An 18,715-nucleotide genomic window follows, 5' to 3' on the forward strand; every position below is an offset into this window, starting at 1 on the left:
GAGAGTGGCGAGCACACCCGCCCCCCGATCGCCGCCGCGTCCCCGGCGCAGTCTCATATCCCCGCTGACTCCGTCGCCGGCTCCAAGGGGAAGTGGCACAGAGCTGTGTGGGAGTCGGCCGCGCCCGTCGTCCCGCGGACCACGAGCGGCGGCGCCTCGGTGGCGCACACGTCCTCGGCACGCCAGCACCGGGTACGGAAGCGGCAGCCGGAGGGGATGTCGAAAGGCGAGGGGATCTCCCCCTGGAGCTGGATCTCCTGGTCACCACTGGCGCGGGAGGCGTCCAGGACCGGTGCGGCCGACATCAGCGCCGAGGTGTAGGGGTGTTGGGGGCGGTCGAAGACCTCCTCGGTGTTCCCGTGCTCGATGACCTTGCCCAGGTACATCACCGTCACCCGGTCGGCGATGTAGCGCACCACGGACAGGTCGTGGGAGATGAACACGTACGCGACACCGAGGCGTGAGCGGAGTTCCGACAGGACGTTCAGGACCTGCGCCTGCACGGACAGGTCGAGGGCGGAGACGGGCTCGTCACACACGATGAGGTCGGGGTCCAGGGCAAGGGCGCGGGCGATGCCGATGCGCTGGCGCTGTCCGCCGGAGAACTCATTGGGGTAGCGGTGGGCGTCGCTGTCCCGAAGACCGACCAGGGCGAGCAGTTCGCGGACGCGTTTCTCCCGGGCCTTCGGACCCGGTACGACGTCCCGGTGGGTGCGCCAGGGTTCGCCGATCAGATCGGCGGCCGACATGCGCGCGTTGAGGGAGGCGAAGGGGTCCTGGAAGACCATCTGGACGCGGCGGCGCCAGGCGAGGAGTTCCTTGCCGCGCAGGGCGAACGGGTCGGTGCCGTCGAACCGCACCGTGCCCGCGTCGGGCCGTTCGAGGCCGAGCAGCACCCGGGCCAGGGTGGACTTGCCGCAGCCTGACTCGCCGACGAGTCCGAGGGTCTCTCCCCTGCCGAGCTGTACGTCGACGCCGTCCAGGGCGGTCAGCCTGCGACGGCCGCTGCCGAAGCTCTTGGTGACGCCGCTGACCTCGAGCAGCGGACGCGCTTCGGCTGCCTCCGGTGCGGCGGGAGCCGCGGCGGTGGCTCGGGGCTCAGACATTGGCCAGCTCCTCTGAGAAGTGGCAGGCGGTCGTACGGCCGTCGCCCGACGGACGCAGCACCGGCCGTTCCCGGACACAGCGTTCGCGTACCAGCGGGCAGCGGTCCTGGAAGACGCAGCCGGGCGGCACCGCGCTCAGCTCGGGCGGGCTGCCGGGCACGGCGGGCAACGGGCGCCCTCGTACGGCGTGTTCCGGGACCGAGTCGAGCAGTCCCCGTGTGTAGGGGTGGCGGGGAGCGGAGAAGACGTCCCGCACCGGTCCGTTCTCCACGACCGTGCCCGCGTACATCACGACCACGTCGTCCGCGCGCTGGGCGACTACGGCCAGGTCGTGGGTGATCAGGACGAGAGCCATGTCGCGTTCGTTCTGGATGTCCCGCAGCAGCCGCATGATCTGCGCCTGCACGGTCACGTCGAGCGCGGTGGTGGGTTCGTCGGCGATGAGCACATCGGGGTCGAGGGCGACGGCCATCGCGATGAGGAGGCGCTGGCGCATGCCGCCGGAGAACTGGTGCGGGTAGGAGCGGGCCCGTTGCCTCGGCTCGGGGATGCCCACGCGCGTCATCAGCTCGATCGCCTTCTCCTTGGCCTGGCGCCGGGAGAGTCCGCGGTGGATGCGGAACGGCTCGCCGATCTGACGGCCCACCGGCTGCACCGGGTTGAGGGCGGTCAGGGCGTCCTGGAAGACGATCGACAGGACGGGCCCTGCCAGTTTGCGGCGTTCCGCCGGACTCAGCCGCAGCGTGTCGCTGCCCCTGATCCGGACCTCACCGCCGGTGACATCGGCCGCGGGGTCGAGGAGTCCCACGACCGACAGAGCGGTCATGGATTTGCCGCAGCCCGACTCGCCGAGGAGAGCCAGGGTGCGGCCGCGGCGGACGCTGAAGCTGACGCCGTCCACGGCGCGCACCGTCCCCAGGGGCGTACTCAGGTCTACGCAGAGTCCTTCGACGTCGAGGGCGACGTCGGGGGCGACGGTGCCGGACGGTGCGGGGGCGGCGGTCGTCGTCACGGGATCAACTCCGGAGGAACGGCGGCGGAGACGCCACGGCGCTTCGTCGGCAGCGTCAGACGCCAGCGCTGTGCGGGGTCGGTGGCGATGCGGGCCCAGGCGGCGAGGACCGTGGCGGACACCGTGGTGAGCACGATGGCGAGCCCGGGGAGCACGGTGATCCACCAGGCGGTCTGGAGGTACTGCCGCCCCTGAGCGACCATCAGGCCCCAGCTGACGTCCGGCGGCTGGATGCCGATGCCGAGGAAACTCAGCGACGACTCGGTGAGCATGACGAAACAGAAGTCGAGGGTGGCGACCGTGAGCAGCGTCGGCAGGGCGATCGGCAGTATGTGCCAGTAGATGATCTTCCTGCTCGGCGTGCCGAAGGTACGGGCCGCGTCCACGAACAGTCGGCTGCGCAGTTCGGCGGCTTCCGCCCGCGCGGTGCGCAGGTATACGGGGATGCGGGTGACGGCGAGGATCAGCACGATGTTCAGCGCGCTGGGCGAGAAGACGTAAAGGACGACCACCGCGATGAGCAGCGAGGGGAAGCTGAGGATCACGTCGGCGACGCGCATGGCGAGACTCTCGCGCCGGCCACCGTGGTAGCCGGCCCAGAGACCGAGGGCCGAGCCGATGGCCAGCGAACACAGCACGGCGGGGACGGCCACGGACAGGGTCGTCGCGGCGGCCTCGACGAGGCGGGCAAGGACGCTGCGGCCCAGGACGTCTGTACCGAGTAGTCCGTACACCCCGTCGCTCAGGGACGGTGGCCGCAGAGAGTCGTCCAGGTTCTGACGCTGTGCGCGGTCTTTGATGATCAGCGGGCCGAAGAGCGCCACGAGGGCGACCAGGGTGAGGATGACGGCCCCGACGGCCGCGGCGCGGTCCCGGCCCAGCATCAGCCACCAGCGCGACGCGCGGGCGGGTTTCGCGGTCTCAGGAGCGGCGGGGGCGGCGGAGTGCTCTTCTCTGGGCATGTGGTCTCTGGGCATGGTGCTTCCTTCGCTCACGCCGGTACCGCCTGACGCACGCGGGGGTCGGTCAGCGCGTGACAGACGTCGACGAGGATGTTGAGCGCGAAGATCGTCACCGCGGTCAGGAGCACCGCCGCCTGCAGTACCGCGAAGTCGCGCTGGAGGATGGAGTCGATCATGAGTTTGCCGATGCCGGGCCAGCCGAAGATCGTCTCGACGATCACCGCGCCGTTGACGAGGCCCACCGTCAGATCGCCCGCCACGGTCAGGACGGGTGTCACCGCGTTGCGCAGGGCGTGCCCGAAGATCACTCGCCGGGGCGCGGCGCCCTTGCTCCGGGCGATCTTGACGTAGGGCGCGGACAGCGCGGCGACCATGCTGCCCCGCACCACCTGGACAAGGACCCCGAACGGGCGGATCAGCAGGGTGGCGATGGGCAGCACCCAGATCTCGGGTCCGCCCAGCGTGCCGGAGGTCGGCAGGAGTCCGAGGCTCACGCCGAAGACCAGTACGCCCATGATGGCGAACCAGAAGTCGGGGATGCTGGCGGCCGTCATCGACAGCAGGCTGGCGATCCGGTCGACCAGGGAGTTGGGGCGGTAGGCGGCCAGGCTGCCGACAAGGATCGCTCCGGTGATGGCGAGCAGCATGGTCACGCCGGCGAGTTGCAGGGTGACGGGGAAGGCGTCGAGCACCATTCCGCCCGCCGACTCCCCGGTCCGCAGCGAGGTGCCGAAGTCCAGGTGCACGGCGTCGACGAGGTAGTTCCACAGCTGGGCCGGGATCGACAGGTCGAAGCCCTGGGCGGCGGAGAACTCCGCGCGCTGCTCGGGGGTGGCGCTCAGAGGGAGATAGAGGTCGACCGGGTTGCCGGTCATCCGGGCCAGGAAGAACACGCCGAGCACCACGAACACCAGGGGGATGGCGCTGGAGACCATGCGTTTGCGCAGGAAGGGGAACATGTCAGCGCCTCGCCGCCTTTGCCTGGCCGACCTCGGCGAGCCGGAGTTCGTCGCCGGTGGCGGAGTTCGGCTTGTACCGGATCGACCGTGAGAGGCCGAGGAGTCCGTTCATGTGGGCGATATGGGCGTACTGCGCGACGGATCTGTTCTGGCGGACGAGCAGGTCGGCGAAGGCCTTCTGGCGCCTCTCGCCGGACAGCGCGCCCGCGTCGGTGACGAGCTTGTCGAGGTCCTTGCTGCCGAAGGTGGACTGCGGCCCGTCGCTCAGCAGGTACTGACTGGTGGTGAAGGCCGTGTCACCGGCCTGGTTGCCGTGCATCATGAGCAGGGCGACGGGTCCGACGTTCTTGGGCAACGGCCTCAGTTGGTACTGGAGATGGGTGGCGGTGTCGGCCATCCGGACCTTCACGTCAAGACCGATCCGCTCCATCTGGTACTGGAGTGCCTCCGCGGTCTCCGACACTCCGGAGAACATGCCGTTGCGGGCGACCAGGGTGATCGTCCGGCCGGTGGGTACGCCGTCGGCCTTCGCCTCCTTGACCAGCGCCTGGGCCCCGGCCACGTCCTGCCGGGTCGGTTTGATCTTGTCGTTGTGTCCCACCACTCCGGGTGGCACCAACTGGGCAGCCGGTTCGGCGAGTCCGCCGAGCAGGGCGTCGATGATGCCCTCGCGGTCCACTGCCATGTCGATCGCCCGGCGCACCCGCAGGTCGTCGAGCGGCGCCTCGCGGCCGTCGAGTCGTAGCGCGGTCGTCTCGTTGTTGGGATAGGCGACGGTCGTGTCCTTCTCCGCCTCCGTCGGATCGAGTGCCACGGCGATCTCCGCCTCACCCTTGTCGATCATGGCGGCCCGGACACTGGCGTCGCTGCGCCAGACGTAGCGGGCCCGGGGGAAGTCGGGAGCCTTGCCCCAGTAGTCGTCGTAGCGGCTGAGGGAGATCGCGGCTCCGGGCTGCCAGTCACGCACGGCGTACGGTCCTGTGCCGATCGGTATGCGCACCTTGGACTTGGTGTCGGTCGTACGCGGCACGATCTCCACGAAGCTCAGGCGGAGCGGAAGGATGGGGTCGGGCTCGGCGGTGGTGACGGTCAGGCTGTTCTCCCCTGACGTCTTCACCTTGAGGTCGTCGTTGCCGAAGACGTAGCCCTCCACGTTGCAGGCGAGGTCGGAGTTGACGGCCCGTTCGATGGAGAAGGCGGCGTCCTCGGCGGTGAACGGCTGGCCGTTCTGGAAGGTCACCCCGCTGCGTGTGTCGAAGGTCCAGGTGCGGGGCGTGGTCTGCTTCCAGCCGGTCGCGAGCAGCGGGTCCAGGTCGCCGGAGACGGGATCGCGCTCGACGAGGGGTTCGGTGATGTTGGACCGGACGACGACGCCCGTACCGGTCAGTGAGGCTTCGCAGGGTTCCAGCGTCGGCGGTTCCTGGGTGAGCACCACCCGCAGGGTGCGGCCGTCGGCGCGGCCCGCGTCACCGCCCGCACTGTTGGCCACGGCACAGCCGCTGGACACGAGCAGCGTGCCCGACAGGAGCAGCGCGCTCATCGTGCGGGGCCGCCTTCGTCCGGGCGGGTGGGAAGAAACGGAAGACTTCATCGTCGGCGTATCTCCGGGGGGAGTGCTGTCGTGTGGCGATCCGAGTGCGGGCCAACCTCCTGATGCTGTTTACACTTGCGTACCCAGTCCGCATCCGTGAACGCTGAAGCTAAGCCGACGCCGGAGCAGCGTCAAGGCGTGCGGAGGGTCGGATCTCGTGTCCGCGGCGCACCGCACGCCGTCACGGCCCCCTCGACGACGGGAGTACCACCATGCCCAACTCCACTGCCGCCCCCGGCACCCCGACCGGTCCCGGCACCGTGCTCCAGGTCTCTCCGCTGCTCCCCGACCTGGAGAAGGCACTGGCCGAGCGCTACCGCACCGTGCGCCTGCACGAACTGCCCGATCCCGACACCGACTTGCGCGAGTACGCCGACGACGTGGTGGCCGCGGTGACCAGCGCGCGGTACGGCGTCGGCAATTCCCTGATGGACGCGCTGCCGCGGCTGGGGGCGATCATCCACTTCGGCGTCGGCTACGAGACCACCGACGTGGCGCACGCCCGGGCGCGGGGCGTCGACGTCAGCAACACCCCTGACGTGCTCACCGACTGCGTGGCCGACCTCGCCGTCGGCGCCCTGATCGACGTCATGCGCGGCCTGTCGGCCGGTGACAGGTACGTACGCGGTGGGAGGTGGGGCTCCGCGCCCTTCCCGCTGGCTTCCCGAGTGAGCGGCAAGCGGATCGGCATCCTCGGCCTCGGCCGTATCGGCCGGGCCGTCGCGCGACGCTTCGAGGGCTTCGGTGCGAACATCGCGTACTGCTCGCGCGTCCCGGTCGCCGATGTCCCCTACCGCCATCTGCCCACCGCACGGGAACTCGCCGCCGAGTGCGACGCGCTCGTCGTCACGGTCGCGGGCGGCGCGGCCACCCGGGGCCTGGTCTCGGCGGAGGTGCTTGAGGCGCTGGGCCCGCAGGGCTACCTGGTCAACGTCGCACGCGGCAGCGTCGTCGACGAGCCGGCCCTGGTCGCCGCGGTGCAGGAGGAACGCATCGCCGGTGCGGCGCTCGACGTCTTCGCCGACGAACCGAACGTGCCGCGGGAGCTGAGGGATTCGGACCGGGTGGTGCTGCTCCCCCACATCGCGAGCGCCACGCACGAGACGCGCCGGGCGATGGGCGATCTGGTCCTGGACAACCTTCAGAGGTTCATGACGGAGGGCACCCTGCTCACCCCCGTGCCGTAGTCCTGCCATTGACAGCGCCACACACCGCTGTCTACAAATGAGAACGCCTACTACATATGAGGCTGGCTCCATGGCAGGGAACGCCGCACGTATCGCCGACGTCACCGTGACTCCCGTGGCCTTCCGGGACTATCCGCTGCTCAACACGGTCGGGGTGCACGAGCCCTACGCGCTGCGCACGATCGTGGAGATCACCACGGAGAGCGGTGTCACCGGCGTCGGCGAGACGTACGGCGGCTCGGTCCACCTGGAGCGGCTGCGCCGTGCCGCCGGTGAACTGACCGGCCTGGACGTGTGGAGCCTCAACGACCTGACAGTCCGCACCACACGCGCCCTCGGCGAGGACACCTCGGGCGGCGACGGCATGTCCGGCATGGTGACCGGCAGCAGCGCCGTGGACCGGGTCATGTCGCCGTTCGACGTCGCGTGTCTGGACGTCCAGGGCAAGCTGCTCGACAGGCCGGTCAGCGACCTGCTCGGCGGGGCCGTCCGCCCCTCGGTCCCCTACAGCGCCTACCTGTTCTACAAGTGGGCCGGACACCCCGGCCAGGAGGACGACGACTGGGGCGCCGCCCTCGACCCGGACGGCCTGGTCGACCAGGCCAGACGCATGATCGACACATACGGCTTCTCCTCCATCAAGCTCAAGGGCGGGGTCTTCCCGCCGGACGAGGAGATCGCGGCCGTCAGGGCCCTGCACAAGGCCTTCCCCGACCTCCCCCTGCGCCTTGACCCCAACGCCGCCTGGAGCACCGAGACTTCCCTGCACGTGGCCCGGGAGCTGGAGGGCGTCCTGCAGTATCTGGAGGACCCGACCGAGGGCATCGACGGCATGGCGTCCGTGGCCGCGCGGACACCGACGCCGCTGGCCACGAACATGTGCGTCGTCTCCTTCGACGACCTCGCCCCGGCCGTGGCCGAGAAGGCCGTGGGCATCGTCCTGTCCGACCACCACTTCTGGGGCGGCCTTCGGCGCGGCGTCCAACTCTCCGCGATCTGCGACACGTTCGGCCTCGGTATGTCGATGCACTCCAACTCGCATCTGGGCATCAGCCTGGCGGCGATGACCCACCTCGCGGCGGCCACTCCCCGCCTCACCTACGCCTGTGACACGCACTGGCCGTGGAAGCGACCGGACGAGGACGTGGTCGACACGGGGGTACTGCGGTTCAGCGAGGGCCGCGTCACCGTACCGACGGCTCCCGGTCTGGGTGTGGAACTGGACCGGGACGCGCTCGCCCGGCTCCACAAGCAGTACCTCGACTGCGGACTGCGCGACCGCGACGACACCGGATACATGCGCCGCTTCGACCCCTCGTTCGAGACCAGGACCCCCCGGTGGTGACCCGCCCGTGCACATCATGCTCAACCACCGCATCCTGAGCCGGTTCCACGAACCGCTCAAGGCAGGCACCGAAGGCCGGCACACCTGGCTCGACTCCTGCGACTGGACCGCCACGCGCATCTCCGGGCGCATCCCCGACGTCGAGGTCTACGTCGGCTCACGGCTGAGCGCCGAGGACGCCCGGCGCGCCGAACGGCTCAGGCTCGTCCACGTGGTCGGCGCCGGTTACGACGGCATCCCGCTGGACGCGCTCGGCCCGGGAGTGACGGTCACCACCACCCACCACCATGGCCGCTCCATCGCCGAGCACGTGCTCATGTCCGTCATGATGCTGTCCCGCGACGTCCTGGGCGCCGACCGCGCGCTGCGCTCGGGGCAATGGCGCAACGTGGCCGTCGACGCGGAGCTGCCGTTCGGGACGACGCTGCGGGGCCGCCGGGTGGGGATCATCGGGTTCGGTGAGACCGGCACCGAGGTCGCCCGACTGTGCCAGGCGGTCGGACTACGGGTACGTGCCGTGCGGCGCGACCCCTCCGCACCGGTCCCCGACGATCTGCGGGCCGACTGGATCGGCGGCAACGACCGGCTGCCCGACCTCCTTTCCGAGTCCGACATCGTGGTGGTCACGGTCCCCCTGGGCCCCGCCACCCACGGCCTGATCGGCCCCGCCGAACTGGCCGCCATGGGAAAGGGGGCCCTCCTGGTCAACGTGGCCCGCGGACCCGTCGTACAGGAGGAAGCCCTGTACGAGGCACTCAGCTCCGGCGTCATCAGGGGCGCCGCCCTTGACGTGTGGTGGTCCGGCCCGCCGCAGGCACCGAGCAGGTTCCCGTTCCACCGTCTGCCCAACGTGCTGATGACGCCGCATCACTCGGGGCACACCACCGACACCTTCGCCGCCCGCGCGGCGGAGATCGCCGAGAACATCAACCGCCTGGCGCAGGGCCGCCCACTGGCCAACGTGGTGCGCGCCGGCGCCGCCGAAGCGGCCTGATCCTCTTCTGCCCCTATCAGCGGCGGGCCTCGACCGTCATGTCCCCGCGGGTCAGTGCACGGGTCGAGTCGCGCGCGAGTATGTCGTGCGGGAAGCCGAGTCCGATCGTGCTCGCCTCGTCGAGGCGGGCCAGTTGGGAGGCGGTGAAGTCGACCTCGAGGGCGCCCAGGTTGTCCTCCAGTTGCGCGGGAGTCCGGGCGCCGATGATCGGTGCGGTCACGCCCGGGTTCTGCAGGGTCCAGGCAAGCCCGACCTGGGCAGGTGTGCGTCCCAGCTCCGTGGCGACCTCCTTCACGACGTCCACGATGGCGAGGTTGCGTTCGGTGAGTGCGCCGTTCGCGATGGTGAGGCTCTTGCGGGTGCCGTCGTCCGACACGGCGTTCTTCGCCGTCAGTTCGTCGCGGCTGTACTTGCCGGTGAGCACGCCACCGGCCAGCGGCGACCACGGGATCACCCCCAATCCCATCTCGCGTGCCATGGGGATCAGGTCACGTTCCCCGGTGCGCTCGATCAGGTTGTACTCGATCTGCAGCGCGACCAGCGGCGACCAGCCCCGCAGGTCGGCGATCGCCTGCATGCGCGACACCTGCCAGGCCGGGGCGTTGGAGATCGCCACGTACAAGACCTTGCCCTGCCGGACCAGATCGTCCATGCCGCGCAGGATCTCCTCGACCGGCGTCGTGAAATCCCACAGGTGCAGGTAGAGCAGATCGATGTAGTCCGTATTCAGCTGTCGCAGACTTGCTTCCACCGACGCGAACAGGCTCTTGCGGTGCGGGCCCCCGGAATTCGGATCCCCGGGGCGACGCAGCGTCGTGTATTTCGTCGCAAGGACCAGGCTTTCGCGGTTGTCGCGGGTGAACTCGCCAAGGAGGCGCTCGGAGCTGCCGTTGGTGTACGTACTGGCGGTGTCGATGAAGTTGCCGCCGCGCTCGACGTAGAGGTCGAACAGCTTGCGCGCCTCGTCCTGCTCGGCGCCCCAGCCCCATTCGGTGCCGAAGGTCGCCGCACCCAGGGCCAGCGGTGAGACCCGCAGCCCGGAGCGGCCTAGGAGCCGGTAGGTGTCGAGAGTGAGCGCCATCGTGTCCTCCTGTGCTTGTTGCGCTTGTTGCGCTGGTGATCGCTGTCGAGAACAAGCATGTGACTGCCGCACGCCGGGGTTAAGGGAGAGAAGTTCCTGGGAACACCGGTCCTACCCTGGCTGTTGGATCGAGCATGACGACCCGCACCGTGGACACGACACAGGAGTTGGCCGCGTTCCTGCGGACCCGGCGCGAACGCCTGGACCCGCACGATTTCGGCCTGCCGTCGCGTCGGCAGGCCCGGCGGACCCCGGGACTGCGCCGCGAAGAGGTCGCCGACCTTGCCGGGGTCAGCACCGACTACGTCGTACGTCTTGAACAGGCCCGCGGGCTGCGGCCCTCGGCGGATGTGGTGGAGGCGCTTGCCCGGGCGCTGCGCCTGGCCCCCGACGAACGCGCCTACCTCTTCAACCTGGCCCAGCAGCGCCCCCGCAGCGCCGACGCACCCGCCACCACCGCGACGCCGCCGCTGGCCCGCCTTGTGGCCGACCTCTCGCCACTGCCGGCCATGCTGATGAATCACCGCTACGACATCCTGGCCTGGAACAGCGAAATGGCGAGACTGCTACTGGATTTCGACACCCTGCCGCCCCCGCAGCGCAATGCGATGTGGCTCTGCCTGTTGCATCCGGAGATACGCGAGCTCTACGTCGACCGCGACCGCGTCGTACGGGAGGGGATCGCCCACCTGCGCGTCGCATGGGCCGCGCATCCGGACGATCGGGCGCTGACCGACCTCATCGCCGAATTCATCGCCCGTGACGAGGAATTCGCGCGATTGTGGGCCGAGCGGGACATCACGGTCAACGGCCGCGGGAGCAAGGCGATGCGGCACCCTGACGTCGGTCTGATCGCCTTGCATTTCGAAGTGCTCATGCCGCTTCAAGATCCGGACCAGCGGTTGGTGGTCTACCGCGCCGCGGACGATGAGAGCCAGTCGGCGTTGGACCGCTTGTGCGCACGGTGATGTCGAACCGTGCATTCGTGCACTGAGCGGACCCAACCTTCCCCACCTGCCCGGCAAGGGCTCACGCCGGATCCGGCAGGTCCATCAGCGCGAGCTTGGCCGGGTCGATCACGACGGTGATGCCGGTGATCAGGGCGTCGACGACGGTGAACGCGAGGACCGAGAGCGGGGTGCCGTCCTCGCGCCAGGAAACGACCCCCGGAAGGCCGTTGACGAGCACCGCACGCCCCTGCGTGGCTGCCTGGGCGGACAGTTGCGCGCCGGCTGCGATCTTGGTGGCGCCGAGGGTGACGACCTTGCCCGACGGGGTGTCGACGGTCAGCTTCACCTCGGGGTCGAGTACCCGCAGCAACCCCTCGAAGTCGCCGCCGCGAGCCGCCGCCAGGAATGCCTGGACCACCTCTCGCTGCTCCCGTCCGGCGCCGGTCGGCCGCTCGACCGCCTGCACCTTCCTGCGGGCGCGACTGGCGAGCATCTTGGCGGCGGCGGTTGACTTGCCGAGGATCTGGCCGATCTCGTCGAACGGCACCGCGAACAGGTCGTGCAGCACGAACGCAAGCCGCTCGCTCGGCCCGAGCGAATCCAGAACGACGAGCAGCGCGACCCCGACCGAATCGGCGAGCACCGCGTCGTCCTCGGGAGCGGGACCGTCGTCGAGCGTCACCACGAACTCGGACAGGCCGTCGTCGTAGGACGCCTCGGGGCGGGCCTTGCGTGATCGCAGGACATCGAGACTGATCCGGCCGACCACCGTGGTCAGCCAGCCTGCGAGGTTGTGGATGGTCGCCGCATCCTGGCCGGAGAGGCGCAGCCAGGCCTCCTGGACCACGTCCTCGGCATCGGCGTGTGATCCGAGCATGCGGTGGGCGACCGAACGCAGCCGGTCGCGCTGGGCCGCGAACGCCTCGGCCATCGGGTCCGTCGGGTCGGTCGGGTCGGTCGGGCTGGTGTCGGACATGTCGTTACCTTCCTCGGCGCTGCTCCGTCATGGGTGATGACGGGCCCGAAAGGGCGCAGGTAACCGATGGACCACCGCTGAAGGAGCAACACCGATGGAAGCACGCTTGACAAGCCCGCCGAACCCCGACGTGATCACGGCGATCCAGCACCTCTACAAGGCGGTTCACTCCGGAGGCGTCGACAGTCACCTGCTGTCGCTCGTGCATCTGCGTACCAGCCAGATCAACGGCTGCAGCCCCTGCATCTTCGCCTCGGTCGAGTCGGCGAAGAAGGCCGGTGAGACCGACGAGCGGCTGCACAACGTGGTCGCTTGGCGCGAGACGCCCTTCTACACCGATGCGGAACGGGCGGCTCTCGCCCTGACCGAGGCCGCCACCCGGCTCCAGGACAACGCACCGGGCGTGACCGACGAGATCTGGGACGCCGCCGCCGACCACTTCAGCGAGGAGCAACTGGGCGCGCTCACCCTGGAGATCGCGCTGACCAACTTCTTCAACCGGATCAACCGCACGGTACGGGAGCAGGCCGGCAAGACCTGGTGAGCGACGCCACGGCAGACAGCGTGGAAAGGTCGGACGAACCGCAGCAAGCGCGCTGCCCAGAGTCGATACCGGAGCGAATCAAGAAGCGCGAGGGCCTGATGCCGAGCTGCCCGCCGCCGTCCAACTCGCCGTGGCACGCAGGCAGCGGCGTGCTGCCCGAGCTCATCGATCTCGCGGGCAAGCCGGAGCACGTCGTGACGGTCGCCGAGGTCGCGGGACTCAGGGCGAGGGGAGATTACGGGTACGCATGTCACTCCAGAGCTGAACGTCAATTACCAGAAAGGCCGGTACATCTGCCTATGACCGAGACATGGCCCTATTCGCCCGTTAGCGGAGCGTCGGCGTTGCGAAGCTGACGCCCGCTGCTCAGTCGGCCCCGTACCGCTTGGCGGCGAGCCGGATCTCGTGCGCGGCCCGCTCCCACGCCTCCAAGCCCTTCGTGGTGACGCGGAGTTGGACGAGGGCACGATGTGGGCAGCCGGGTTCGTCCTCACCAAGGTGACGACGGAGGTGGAGCAGCGCATCGCCGCACTCGTGAAGCAGGCCGTGGGCTCATCACTCTTCTGGTCCCATTTCTTTCTCCGCAGGCCGGGTGGGAACGGGCCTCAGCAATCTGATCGCCGCTGGTCGCACCCGGTGCCGCAGTCTGCTGAGGGCCACGACAGGGGTGCGTCCGCTGCATGCCGACGGGCGAGGTTGCGTTCACCATGACGCGACCCGCTCCGGACAGTAGAGGTGTCCGGGGTGCCCGACGAAAGGACCACCAGACATGGTTGCCCAGGATTTCTTGACGGCGAAGATGGGACACGCTTTTGACCTCCTCGACACCGACGGCGACGGCGTCCTCACCGAGGCCGACCACGTCCTCATGGGACGGCGCGCGGCGAAGGAGCTGAACCACGCGCCCCAGTCACCCCAGGAAGAAGCACTGGTGGACGCCTACCGCCGTGCCTGGCAGCAGGCACACCAGCAGAACGCGGACAGCGAGGGCAAGCTCACCCGGTCCGTTTACGTCGGTTCGGTGCGGGACCTCTTCGGTGACGCGGCGCTTACGGACCAGGTCTGCGACAGGATCTTGGACTCGGTCATGGACGTCGCGGACGTCGACGGCAAAGGGGAGATCACCCCGGACGCGTACCGGGCGTTCGTGCTGGGGCAGTCGCCGAGCCTGGCGCGCGACGACGTCGCCGAAAGCTTCAAGCGGATCGACCGGAACGGCAACGGTGTGATCTCCAAGTCCGAACTCAAGCAGGCCGTGGTGGAGTACTTCACCAGCAGCGAGCCCCAGGCCCCGGGCAACTGGCTCTTCGGCCCGCCGCCGGTGACCGTCTGACTGATCTTCCAGCGGCTCGACGGCGACTGACAGGCCCCGGCCGGGTTCACGAAGTGGCCTGTCAGGCAGGGTGGCCTCTATGACAACAGAGCGATTCGAAGTGCAGCGTCAGATTGCGGCGTCCCCGGAGAAGATCTTCGCGTTGTTGTGCGACCCCGCCGGACACGTGGCGATCGACAGTTCAGGAATGCTGCAGTCCGCCGAGGGAGAACCCGCGCGCGGGGCCGGTGATGAATTCGTCGTCCATATGGACCGTGAGGCGCTGAACGACTACCCGATGGGCAAGTACGACGTCACCGTGATCATCACGAAATTCGAGCAGGACGCCCTGATCGAATGGACCATCTCTGGGCAAGTGCAGCCTCCCATCCGGCATCTCTACGGTTACCGGCTCAAGGCCGAAGGGGACGGCACCCTGGCCACCTCGTACTACGACTGGAGCGAGATCGAGGAACGGTACCGGGACGCGGGTATCTTCCCGGTCATTCCTGAGGCAGGTCTGCGCGCGACCCTCGGAATTCTGGCGCGGAACGTGGAATAGCCGTATCCGCGGCTCTTTTCTCGCAGCTGGGCCAGATCGCGCGCCAGAGCGGGTATCTCGACCAGGTGGCCTGCACGTTCACGCAGCGTGCGGGCCACACTTGTTTGCAGTATCAGCAAGTACCTTTGCCGCCCTGGTGAACTTCGCACACAGTGTACGTACCGGCTGCACCGGATACCCGCCCTCGACAGGAGCTGAGCGCCCTTCGGAGCGCTGACCCTGTGCAGCGACGCGACCGCCTTGCGGGGAGAGCTCTGATGGAAAGCCACTATGTCGTGATCATCCCGATCGAGATCGACGAGGACAACGACGGCACGTACATGGGGATGTGGCAGGGGGCGGGCCGCGGGCAGGGTGGCGACCACGCCCAAGAGGTCGCCGAACTGTCGCCGACACAGGCGCGGCGCCGTCTGACCGACGGCGAACTCACGCTGGTCGATGTCCGGCAGGACGACGAGTGGGCGTCCGTCCGTCCCGCGGGCGCCGTACATGCCGCGCTCGACACGGTGCCGGCCTCCCTCTCCGGACTGCCCGACGGACCGCTTGCGTTCATCTGCCGTACCGGTCGGCGCAGCACGCAAGCCGCTGCGCGGGCGGTGAGCGCCGGCCGTTCCGCGGTCTTCAACGTCACCGGCGGGCTCGAAGCCTGGGAAGCGGCCGGGCTGCCGGTCGTCGCCGGTCCCACGGGCGCGTAGTCGGGCGATCGACCACTTTCTCCTGAAGGGAATCAAAGCCATGTTCTTCGTCGACACCCTGGTGTTCGAGGGCCTGGGAAACCGCAGTTATCTGTCCGGCGGCACACGTGCCGCGGTCGTCGTCGACCCGCCGCGCGACATCGACCAGGTGATCGCCGCCGCCACGAGGCGCGGTGTGCGCATCGCGTATGTGGCGGAGACCCACGTGCACAACGACTACGTCACCGGGGGCCTGGAGCTGGCTCGCGTCACCGGCGCCGTCTACCTGGTGCCGTCGGGGGCTCAGGTGTCCTTCGCCCATACCCCGGTCGCCGACGGTGACACGGTCGTGGTGGACGAGGGCCTTGTACTGCGTGCCATCTCCACCCCCGGTCACACGCCCCACCACACCTCCTACGTCATGGAGGAGGACGGCCGCGGTGTGGCGGCGTTCACCGGTGGCTCCCTGCTGATCGGCACGGTGGGGCGTCCGGACCTCGTGGAGCCGCGGCTGACCGAGCAACTGGCCCGGGCCCAGCACGCATCCGCGCACCGGCTCGCCGACGAGCTCGACGACGCGGTGCCGGTGCTCCCCACCCACGGGTTCGGCAGTTTCTGCTCCTCATCCCAGGCCGAGGGGGACGCGAGCACGATCGGCGAGGAGCGCAGGGCCAACGACGCGCTCACCCTCGATGTGGACACCTTCGTCGCCCGGACGCTGGCGGGCCTGGAGGAAGTGCCCGCGTACTACACGCACATGGGCCCGATCAACGCAGCGGGACCCGCCCCTGTCGACCTCACCCCGCCCGCGCCCGCCGACGCCGGACAGATCGCCGAGCGGCTGGCCGCCGGTGAGTGGGTGGTGGACCTCCGTAACCGCGTCGCCTTCGCCGAGGGACATGTGGCCGGGTCGTTCAACTTCGAGGGTGAGGGCAAGCTCGCCACGTATCTCGCCTGGCTGATCCCCTGGGGCAAGCCCGTCACCCTGCTGGCCGAGACGGCCGGACAGGTCGCCGACGCGCAGCGCGAACTGGTCCGTGTGGGCATCGACCGCCCGGCCGCCGCTGCCACCGGTGGCCCGGCGAGCTGGCTCCGCGAGGGGGAACGGCCCGCGTCGTTCCCGCGCGCCACCTTCGCCGACCTCGCCGAGACCCACGGGCGCGGCGGAGCGGTAGTGGTGCTCGACGTACGCCGCGATTCCGAACGCGCCGCCGGGCACATCACGGGCTCGGTGCACATCCCGGTCCACGAACTGCGCCTGCGGATCGACGAGATACCGGACGGCACGGTGTGGGTCCACTGCGCCGGAGGGATGCGCGCCGCGATCGCCGCCTCCCTCCTGGACGCCGGCGGACGGCAGGTCGTCGCGGTGGACGACGGTTTCGACGCGGCGCGCGACGCGGGTCTGCCCCTCAGCCACCTCACCCGCGAGAGCCCGTGATGTCCTGCGTCGACCGTACTCACCCCGACGACGGAACCGCCGTGTGGCCCGCCATCCGCTGGAGCATGGAACGCGTACCCGGGCCGGGCGGCCGAGCAGCGTGAGCACCCTCATCCTGGCCTTGATCGCGGGGGCCGTGGTCGGTTTGGCGCTCGGTGCGCTCGGCGGCGGGGGCAGCGTCCTCGCCGTGCCCGCGCTGATCTACCTGCTCGGCTTCACCCCGGCGGCGGCCACCACCGCGAGCCTGATCATCGTGACCGCCACCTCGCTGACCGCCCTGTACGGCCACGCCCGGTCCGGACACGTACGGTGGAAAGCCGGAGCCGTGTTCGCCGCCGCAGGCCTCCTGCCCGCGGCGCTCGCCGGAGCCGCCGCAGGCCACCTGCCCCAGGCCGTCCTCACCATCGCTTTCGGCGCAATAGCCGGTCTCGCCGCACTCAGGATGCTGCGTCCCGCACTGGCAGCCGGTGCGGGGAGCGGCGCGGTGCGCCCGGCGAAGGCGGCGGGCACCGGGGCCGGCCTGGGCGCACTGACCGGCCTGCTGGGAGTAGGGGGAGGCTTCCTCGCGGTCCCCGCCCTTGTCACCGTCCTCGCGTTCGAGATGCAGGCCGCGATCGGTACCAGTCTGCTGGTCATCTCGACCAACTCGTTGGCTTCCCTGGCCACCCGAGGGGCTACCGCCGCGGGTCTCGACTGGTCGGTCATCGGCCCGTTCACCGCCGCCGCACTCCTGGGCGCGTGGGACGGCAAACGCCTGGCCCTCAAGATGTCCGGTCCCCTGCTGCAGCGCTCCTTCGCGTCCGTGCTGCTGGCCGTGGCGGCGTTCATGCTCCTCGACGCCGTCCTCTGATCCGCCGCCGACCATCTCCTGCAGAAGGCCCCCGCTCGCCCCGTGTTCAGGGGCGGGCGGGGGCCTTCGGTGCGGTACGCGGAATATCCGGGGACCGTCCGGTCAGTGGGCGAAGCCCCAGTCGAGCATCTTGGCGGCGTCCTCGAAGCGGCTCTTGTCGGTCTTGAGGATCGCGCCGACCAGGGTGCGGTTGTCCCGCTCGGCGGCGAAGACGACGGCGTAGCCGGCCTCCGTGCCGCTGCCGGTCTTGATGCCCAGAGCGCCGTCGTAGGTGCTCAGCAGAGTGTTGGTGTTCTCCCAGGTGTAGTACCGGGTCTTGCCATTGGCTGCCGGAGCGTCCGCCTTGTACTGCTTGTTCTTCACGACGTCGGCGAACACCGGCTGCAGCATCGCGCGCTGGCCGAGCTTGGCCAGATCGCGGGCGGTGCTGCGGTTGTCGCCGTGTGAGATGCCGTCGAAGGAGTCGAAGTGCGTGCCGGTCAGGCCCAGCTGCTGCGCTTCGGTGTTCATCTGGTTCTCGAAGTCGGCGATCCGTGCGTCCACGGTGTCTCCGACGCCGTAGTTGTCAGCCAGGGCCATCGCCGCGTCCGCCCCGGAGGGGAGCAGCATGGCGTGCAGCAACTGCCTTACGGTCAGCTTGTCGCCGGTCTGGAGGTCGGCCGTACTGGAACCGTTCTCCGTCACGTAGTCCCGGTACTCCTGCTTCACCGTGATCTGCCGGTCGAGCCACTCCGGGTGCTTGAGCACGACCAGAGCAGTCATGATCTTGGTGGTGCTGGCCATCGACACGCTCTCGTCGGCCTTGGCCCCGGCCCACATCTCCCGCTCCTGACTGCCGTCGCGGGCGTCGAGCAGGAAGGCGTGGTCAGCCTTGGTGTTGGGGACGTCCGCACTTCTCGTGTCCGGCGCGCCCTGACTCTGGCCGGCGGGAGCGGCGGCCTGGCCACTCTGCTGGTCGTTCACCTCGGCGGAGTGTGTGGTGGGGGTGGCGGCCTGGGCGAGGCCGCCGGCGGTGATCGGCAGGGCGGCACCGAACAGTGCGACCGTCGCGATCCGGGCCCCCGTCCGGTGGATCCGGTTGGGGCGGGCGTGGGAACCCATGAGGCATCCCTTTCTCCCGGCGCGGGGACGCCGGCTTGTAACGAAAAGATCAGTGCATATCGAACCTA

At 69.4% G+C, this 18,715-nt stretch carries 18 protein-coding genes; 10 read left to right on the forward strand and 8 right to left on the reverse strand.

Annotated features, from left to right (window positions below; all coding sequences use genetic code 11):
* Window positions 1-53: 53 nt before the first annotated feature.
* The 5 genes from ACFQ7F_RS14655 to ACFQ7F_RS14675 are packed head-to-tail and all read right to left on the reverse strand — an operon-like array spanning window position 54 to window position 5,579.
* Window positions 54-1,106: an ABC transporter ATP-binding protein gene (locus ACFQ7F_RS14655; RefSeq protein WP_383270327.1), complete on the reverse strand. Its 1,053-nt coding sequence runs from the start codon at window positions 1,104-1,106 to the stop codon at window positions 54-56.
* A complete protein-coding gene (locus ACFQ7F_RS14660; RefSeq protein ID WP_383270328.1) occupies window positions 1,099-2,118 on the reverse strand; it encodes an ABC transporter ATP-binding protein in 1,020 nt (339 codons plus the stop codon). The genes ACFQ7F_RS14655 and ACFQ7F_RS14660 overlap by 8 nt, the downstream gene beginning before the upstream one ends.
* Window positions 2,115-3,095 carry an ABC transporter permease gene (locus ACFQ7F_RS14665; protein ID WP_383270329.1) on the reverse strand — a complete coding sequence of 327 codons (981 nt, stop codon included), beginning with the start codon at window positions 3,093-3,095 and terminating at the stop codon, window positions 2,115-2,117. Before ACFQ7F_RS14665 ends, ACFQ7F_RS14660 begins: the two co-directional genes overlap by 4 nt.
* Window positions 3,096-3,109: 14 nt before the next feature.
* A complete protein-coding gene (locus ACFQ7F_RS14670) occupies window positions 3,110-4,039 on the reverse strand; it encodes an ABC transporter permease (protein ID WP_383270330.1) in 930 nt (309 codons plus the stop codon).
* A 1-nt stretch (window position 4,040) separates the two neighbouring features.
* Window positions 4,041-5,579: an ABC transporter substrate-binding protein gene (locus tag ACFQ7F_RS14675; RefSeq protein WP_383270332.1), complete on the reverse strand. Its 1,539-nt coding sequence runs from the start codon at window positions 5,577-5,579 to the stop codon at window positions 4,041-4,043.
* Window positions 5,580-5,842: 263 nt separating this feature from the next.
* Between ACFQ7F_RS14675 and ACFQ7F_RS14680 the strand changes: the two genes are divergently transcribed.
* The 3 genes from ACFQ7F_RS14680 (at window position 5,843) to ACFQ7F_RS14690 (ending at window position 9,156) form a co-directional block, all read left to right on the forward strand.
* Window positions 5,843-6,817, forward strand: a complete 975-nt coding sequence (locus tag ACFQ7F_RS14680) for a 2-hydroxyacid dehydrogenase (RefSeq protein WP_383270334.1) — start codon at window positions 5,843-5,845, stop codon at window positions 6,815-6,817.
* A gap of 70 nt (window positions 6,818-6,887) precedes the next feature.
* Window positions 6,888-8,162 carry a glucarate dehydratase family protein gene (locus ACFQ7F_RS14685; protein WP_383270336.1) on the forward strand — a complete coding sequence of 425 codons (1,275 nt, stop codon included), beginning with the start codon at window positions 6,888-6,890 and terminating at the stop codon, window positions 8,160-8,162.
* 16 nt (window positions 8,163-8,178) lie between these two features.
* The gene (locus ACFQ7F_RS14690) at window positions 8,179-9,156 is read left to right on the forward strand and encodes a 2-hydroxyacid dehydrogenase (RefSeq protein ID WP_383270387.1); all 978 of its coding nucleotides are present in this window, start codon (window positions 8,179-8,181) and stop codon (window positions 9,154-9,156) included.
* 16 nt (window positions 9,157-9,172) lie between these two features.
* Here ACFQ7F_RS14690 and ACFQ7F_RS14695 read toward each other — a convergent pair whose 3' ends face one another.
* Window positions 9,173-10,237, reverse strand: coding sequence for an aldo/keto reductase (locus ACFQ7F_RS14695; protein ID WP_383270337.1), 1,065 nt, complete (start codon window positions 10,235-10,237; stop codon window positions 9,173-9,175).
* 134 nt (window positions 10,238-10,371) lie between these two features.
* Between ACFQ7F_RS14695 and ACFQ7F_RS14700 the strand changes: the two genes are divergently transcribed.
* On the forward strand, window positions 10,372-11,205 hold the full coding sequence (locus tag ACFQ7F_RS14700; protein WP_383270339.1) for a helix-turn-helix transcriptional regulator: 834 nt from the start codon (window positions 10,372-10,374) through the stop codon (window positions 11,203-11,205).
* 61 nt (window positions 11,206-11,266) lie between these two features.
* On the opposite strand, the gene ACFQ7F_RS14705 is transcribed toward ACFQ7F_RS14700, so the two are convergent.
* Window positions 11,267-12,163 carry a sigma-70 family RNA polymerase sigma factor gene (locus tag ACFQ7F_RS14705; RefSeq protein ID WP_383270340.1) on the reverse strand — a complete coding sequence of 299 codons (897 nt, stop codon included), beginning with the start codon at window positions 12,161-12,163 and terminating at the stop codon, window positions 11,267-11,269.
* A gap of 94 nt (window positions 12,164-12,257) precedes the next feature.
* On the opposite strand from ACFQ7F_RS14705, the gene ACFQ7F_RS14710 reads away from it, so the two are divergent.
* The 6 genes from ACFQ7F_RS14710 (at window position 12,258) to ACFQ7F_RS14735 (ending at window position 17,546) form a co-directional block, all read left to right on the forward strand.
* Complete coding sequence (locus ACFQ7F_RS14710; protein WP_383270341.1) at window positions 12,258-12,707, forward strand: carboxymuconolactone decarboxylase family protein; 450 nt, start codon at window positions 12,258-12,260, stop codon at window positions 12,705-12,707.
* Window positions 12,708-13,476: 769 nt separating this feature from the next.
* Window positions 13,477-14,040, forward strand: a complete 564-nt coding sequence (locus tag ACFQ7F_RS14715; protein ID WP_383270343.1) for an EF-hand domain-containing protein — start codon at window positions 13,477-13,479, stop codon at window positions 14,038-14,040.
* A gap of 79 nt (window positions 14,041-14,119) precedes the next feature.
* Window positions 14,120-14,581, forward strand: a complete 462-nt coding sequence (locus ACFQ7F_RS14720; protein WP_383270344.1) for an SRPBCC family protein — start codon at window positions 14,120-14,122, stop codon at window positions 14,579-14,581.
* A gap of 257 nt (window positions 14,582-14,838) precedes the next feature.
* The gene (locus tag ACFQ7F_RS14725) at window positions 14,839-15,276 is read left to right on the forward strand and encodes a rhodanese-like domain-containing protein (protein ID WP_383270345.1); all 438 of its coding nucleotides are present in this window, start codon (window positions 14,839-14,841) and stop codon (window positions 15,274-15,276) included.
* Between the two features lie 40 nt (window positions 15,277-15,316).
* Complete coding sequence (locus tag ACFQ7F_RS14730; RefSeq protein WP_383270347.1) at window positions 15,317-16,696, forward strand: rhodanese-like domain-containing protein; 1,380 nt, start codon at window positions 15,317-15,319, stop codon at window positions 16,694-16,696.
* Window positions 16,697-16,796: 100 nt separating this feature from the next.
* A complete protein-coding gene (locus tag ACFQ7F_RS14735) occupies window positions 16,797-17,546 on the forward strand; it encodes a sulfite exporter TauE/SafE family protein (RefSeq protein WP_383270348.1) in 750 nt (249 codons plus the stop codon).
* Window positions 17,547-17,648: 102 nt separating this feature from the next.
* Here the strand turns inward: ACFQ7F_RS14735 and ACFQ7F_RS14740 are convergent, their stop codons facing one another.
* A complete protein-coding gene (locus tag ACFQ7F_RS14740; protein WP_383270350.1) occupies window positions 17,649-18,647 on the reverse strand; it encodes a D-alanyl-D-alanine carboxypeptidase family protein in 999 nt (332 codons plus the stop codon).
* Window positions 18,648-18,715 lie beyond the last annotated feature (68 nt).

This window comes from Streptomyces sp. NPDC056486, assembly GCF_042795295.1.
Classification (GTDB): Bacteria; Actinomycetota; Actinomycetes; order Streptomycetales; family Streptomycetaceae; genus Streptomyces.

Coding starts and splice junctions, on each gene's coding strand:
- ACFQ7F_RS14655 (WP_383270327.1), bottom strand. CDS start 1,106: ATGTCTGAGCCCCGAGCCACCGCCGCGGCTCCCGCCGCACCGGAGGCA.
- ACFQ7F_RS14665 (WP_383270329.1), bottom strand. CDS start 3,095: ATGCCCAGAGACCACATGCCCAGAGAAGAGCACTCCGCCGCCCCCGCC.
- ACFQ7F_RS14670 (WP_383270330.1), bottom strand. CDS start 4,039: ATGTTCCCCTTCCTGCGCAAACGCATGGTCTCCAGCGCCATCCCCCTG.
- ACFQ7F_RS14675 (WP_383270332.1), bottom strand. CDS start 5,579: ATGAGCGCGCTGCTCCTGTCGGGCACGCTGCTCGTGTCCAGCGGCTGT.
- ACFQ7F_RS14680 (WP_383270334.1), top strand. CDS start 5,843: ATGCCCAACTCCACTGCCGCCCCCGGCACCCCGACCGGTCCCGGCACC.
- ACFQ7F_RS14685 (WP_383270336.1), top strand. CDS start 6,888: ATGGCAGGGAACGCCGCACGTATCGCCGACGTCACCGTGACTCCCGTG.
- ACFQ7F_RS14690 (WP_383270387.1), top strand. CDS start 8,179: ATGCTCAACCACCGCATCCTGAGCCGGTTCCACGAACCGCTCAAGGCA.
- ACFQ7F_RS14695 (WP_383270337.1), bottom strand. CDS start 10,237: ATGGCGCTCACTCTCGACACCTACCGGCTCCTAGGCCGCTCCGGGCTG.
- ACFQ7F_RS14700 (WP_383270339.1), top strand. CDS start 10,372: ATGACGACCCGCACCGTGGACACGACACAGGAGTTGGCCGCGTTCCTG.
- ACFQ7F_RS14705 (WP_383270340.1), bottom strand. CDS start 12,163: ATGTCCGACACCAGCCCGACCGACCCGACCGACCCGACGGACCCGATG.
- ACFQ7F_RS14710 (WP_383270341.1), top strand. CDS start 12,258: ATGGAAGCACGCTTGACAAGCCCGCCGAACCCCGACGTGATCACGGCG.
- ACFQ7F_RS14715 (WP_383270343.1), top strand. CDS start 13,477: ATGGTTGCCCAGGATTTCTTGACGGCGAAGATGGGACACGCTTTTGAC.
- ACFQ7F_RS14720 (WP_383270344.1), top strand. CDS start 14,120: ATGACAACAGAGCGATTCGAAGTGCAGCGTCAGATTGCGGCGTCCCCG.
- ACFQ7F_RS14725 (WP_383270345.1), top strand. CDS start 14,839: ATGGAAAGCCACTATGTCGTGATCATCCCGATCGAGATCGACGAGGAC.
- ACFQ7F_RS14730 (WP_383270347.1), top strand. CDS start 15,317: ATGTTCTTCGTCGACACCCTGGTGTTCGAGGGCCTGGGAAACCGCAGT.
- ACFQ7F_RS14740 (WP_383270350.1), bottom strand. CDS start 18,647: ATGGGTTCCCACGCCCGCCCCAACCGGATCCACCGGACGGGGGCCCGG.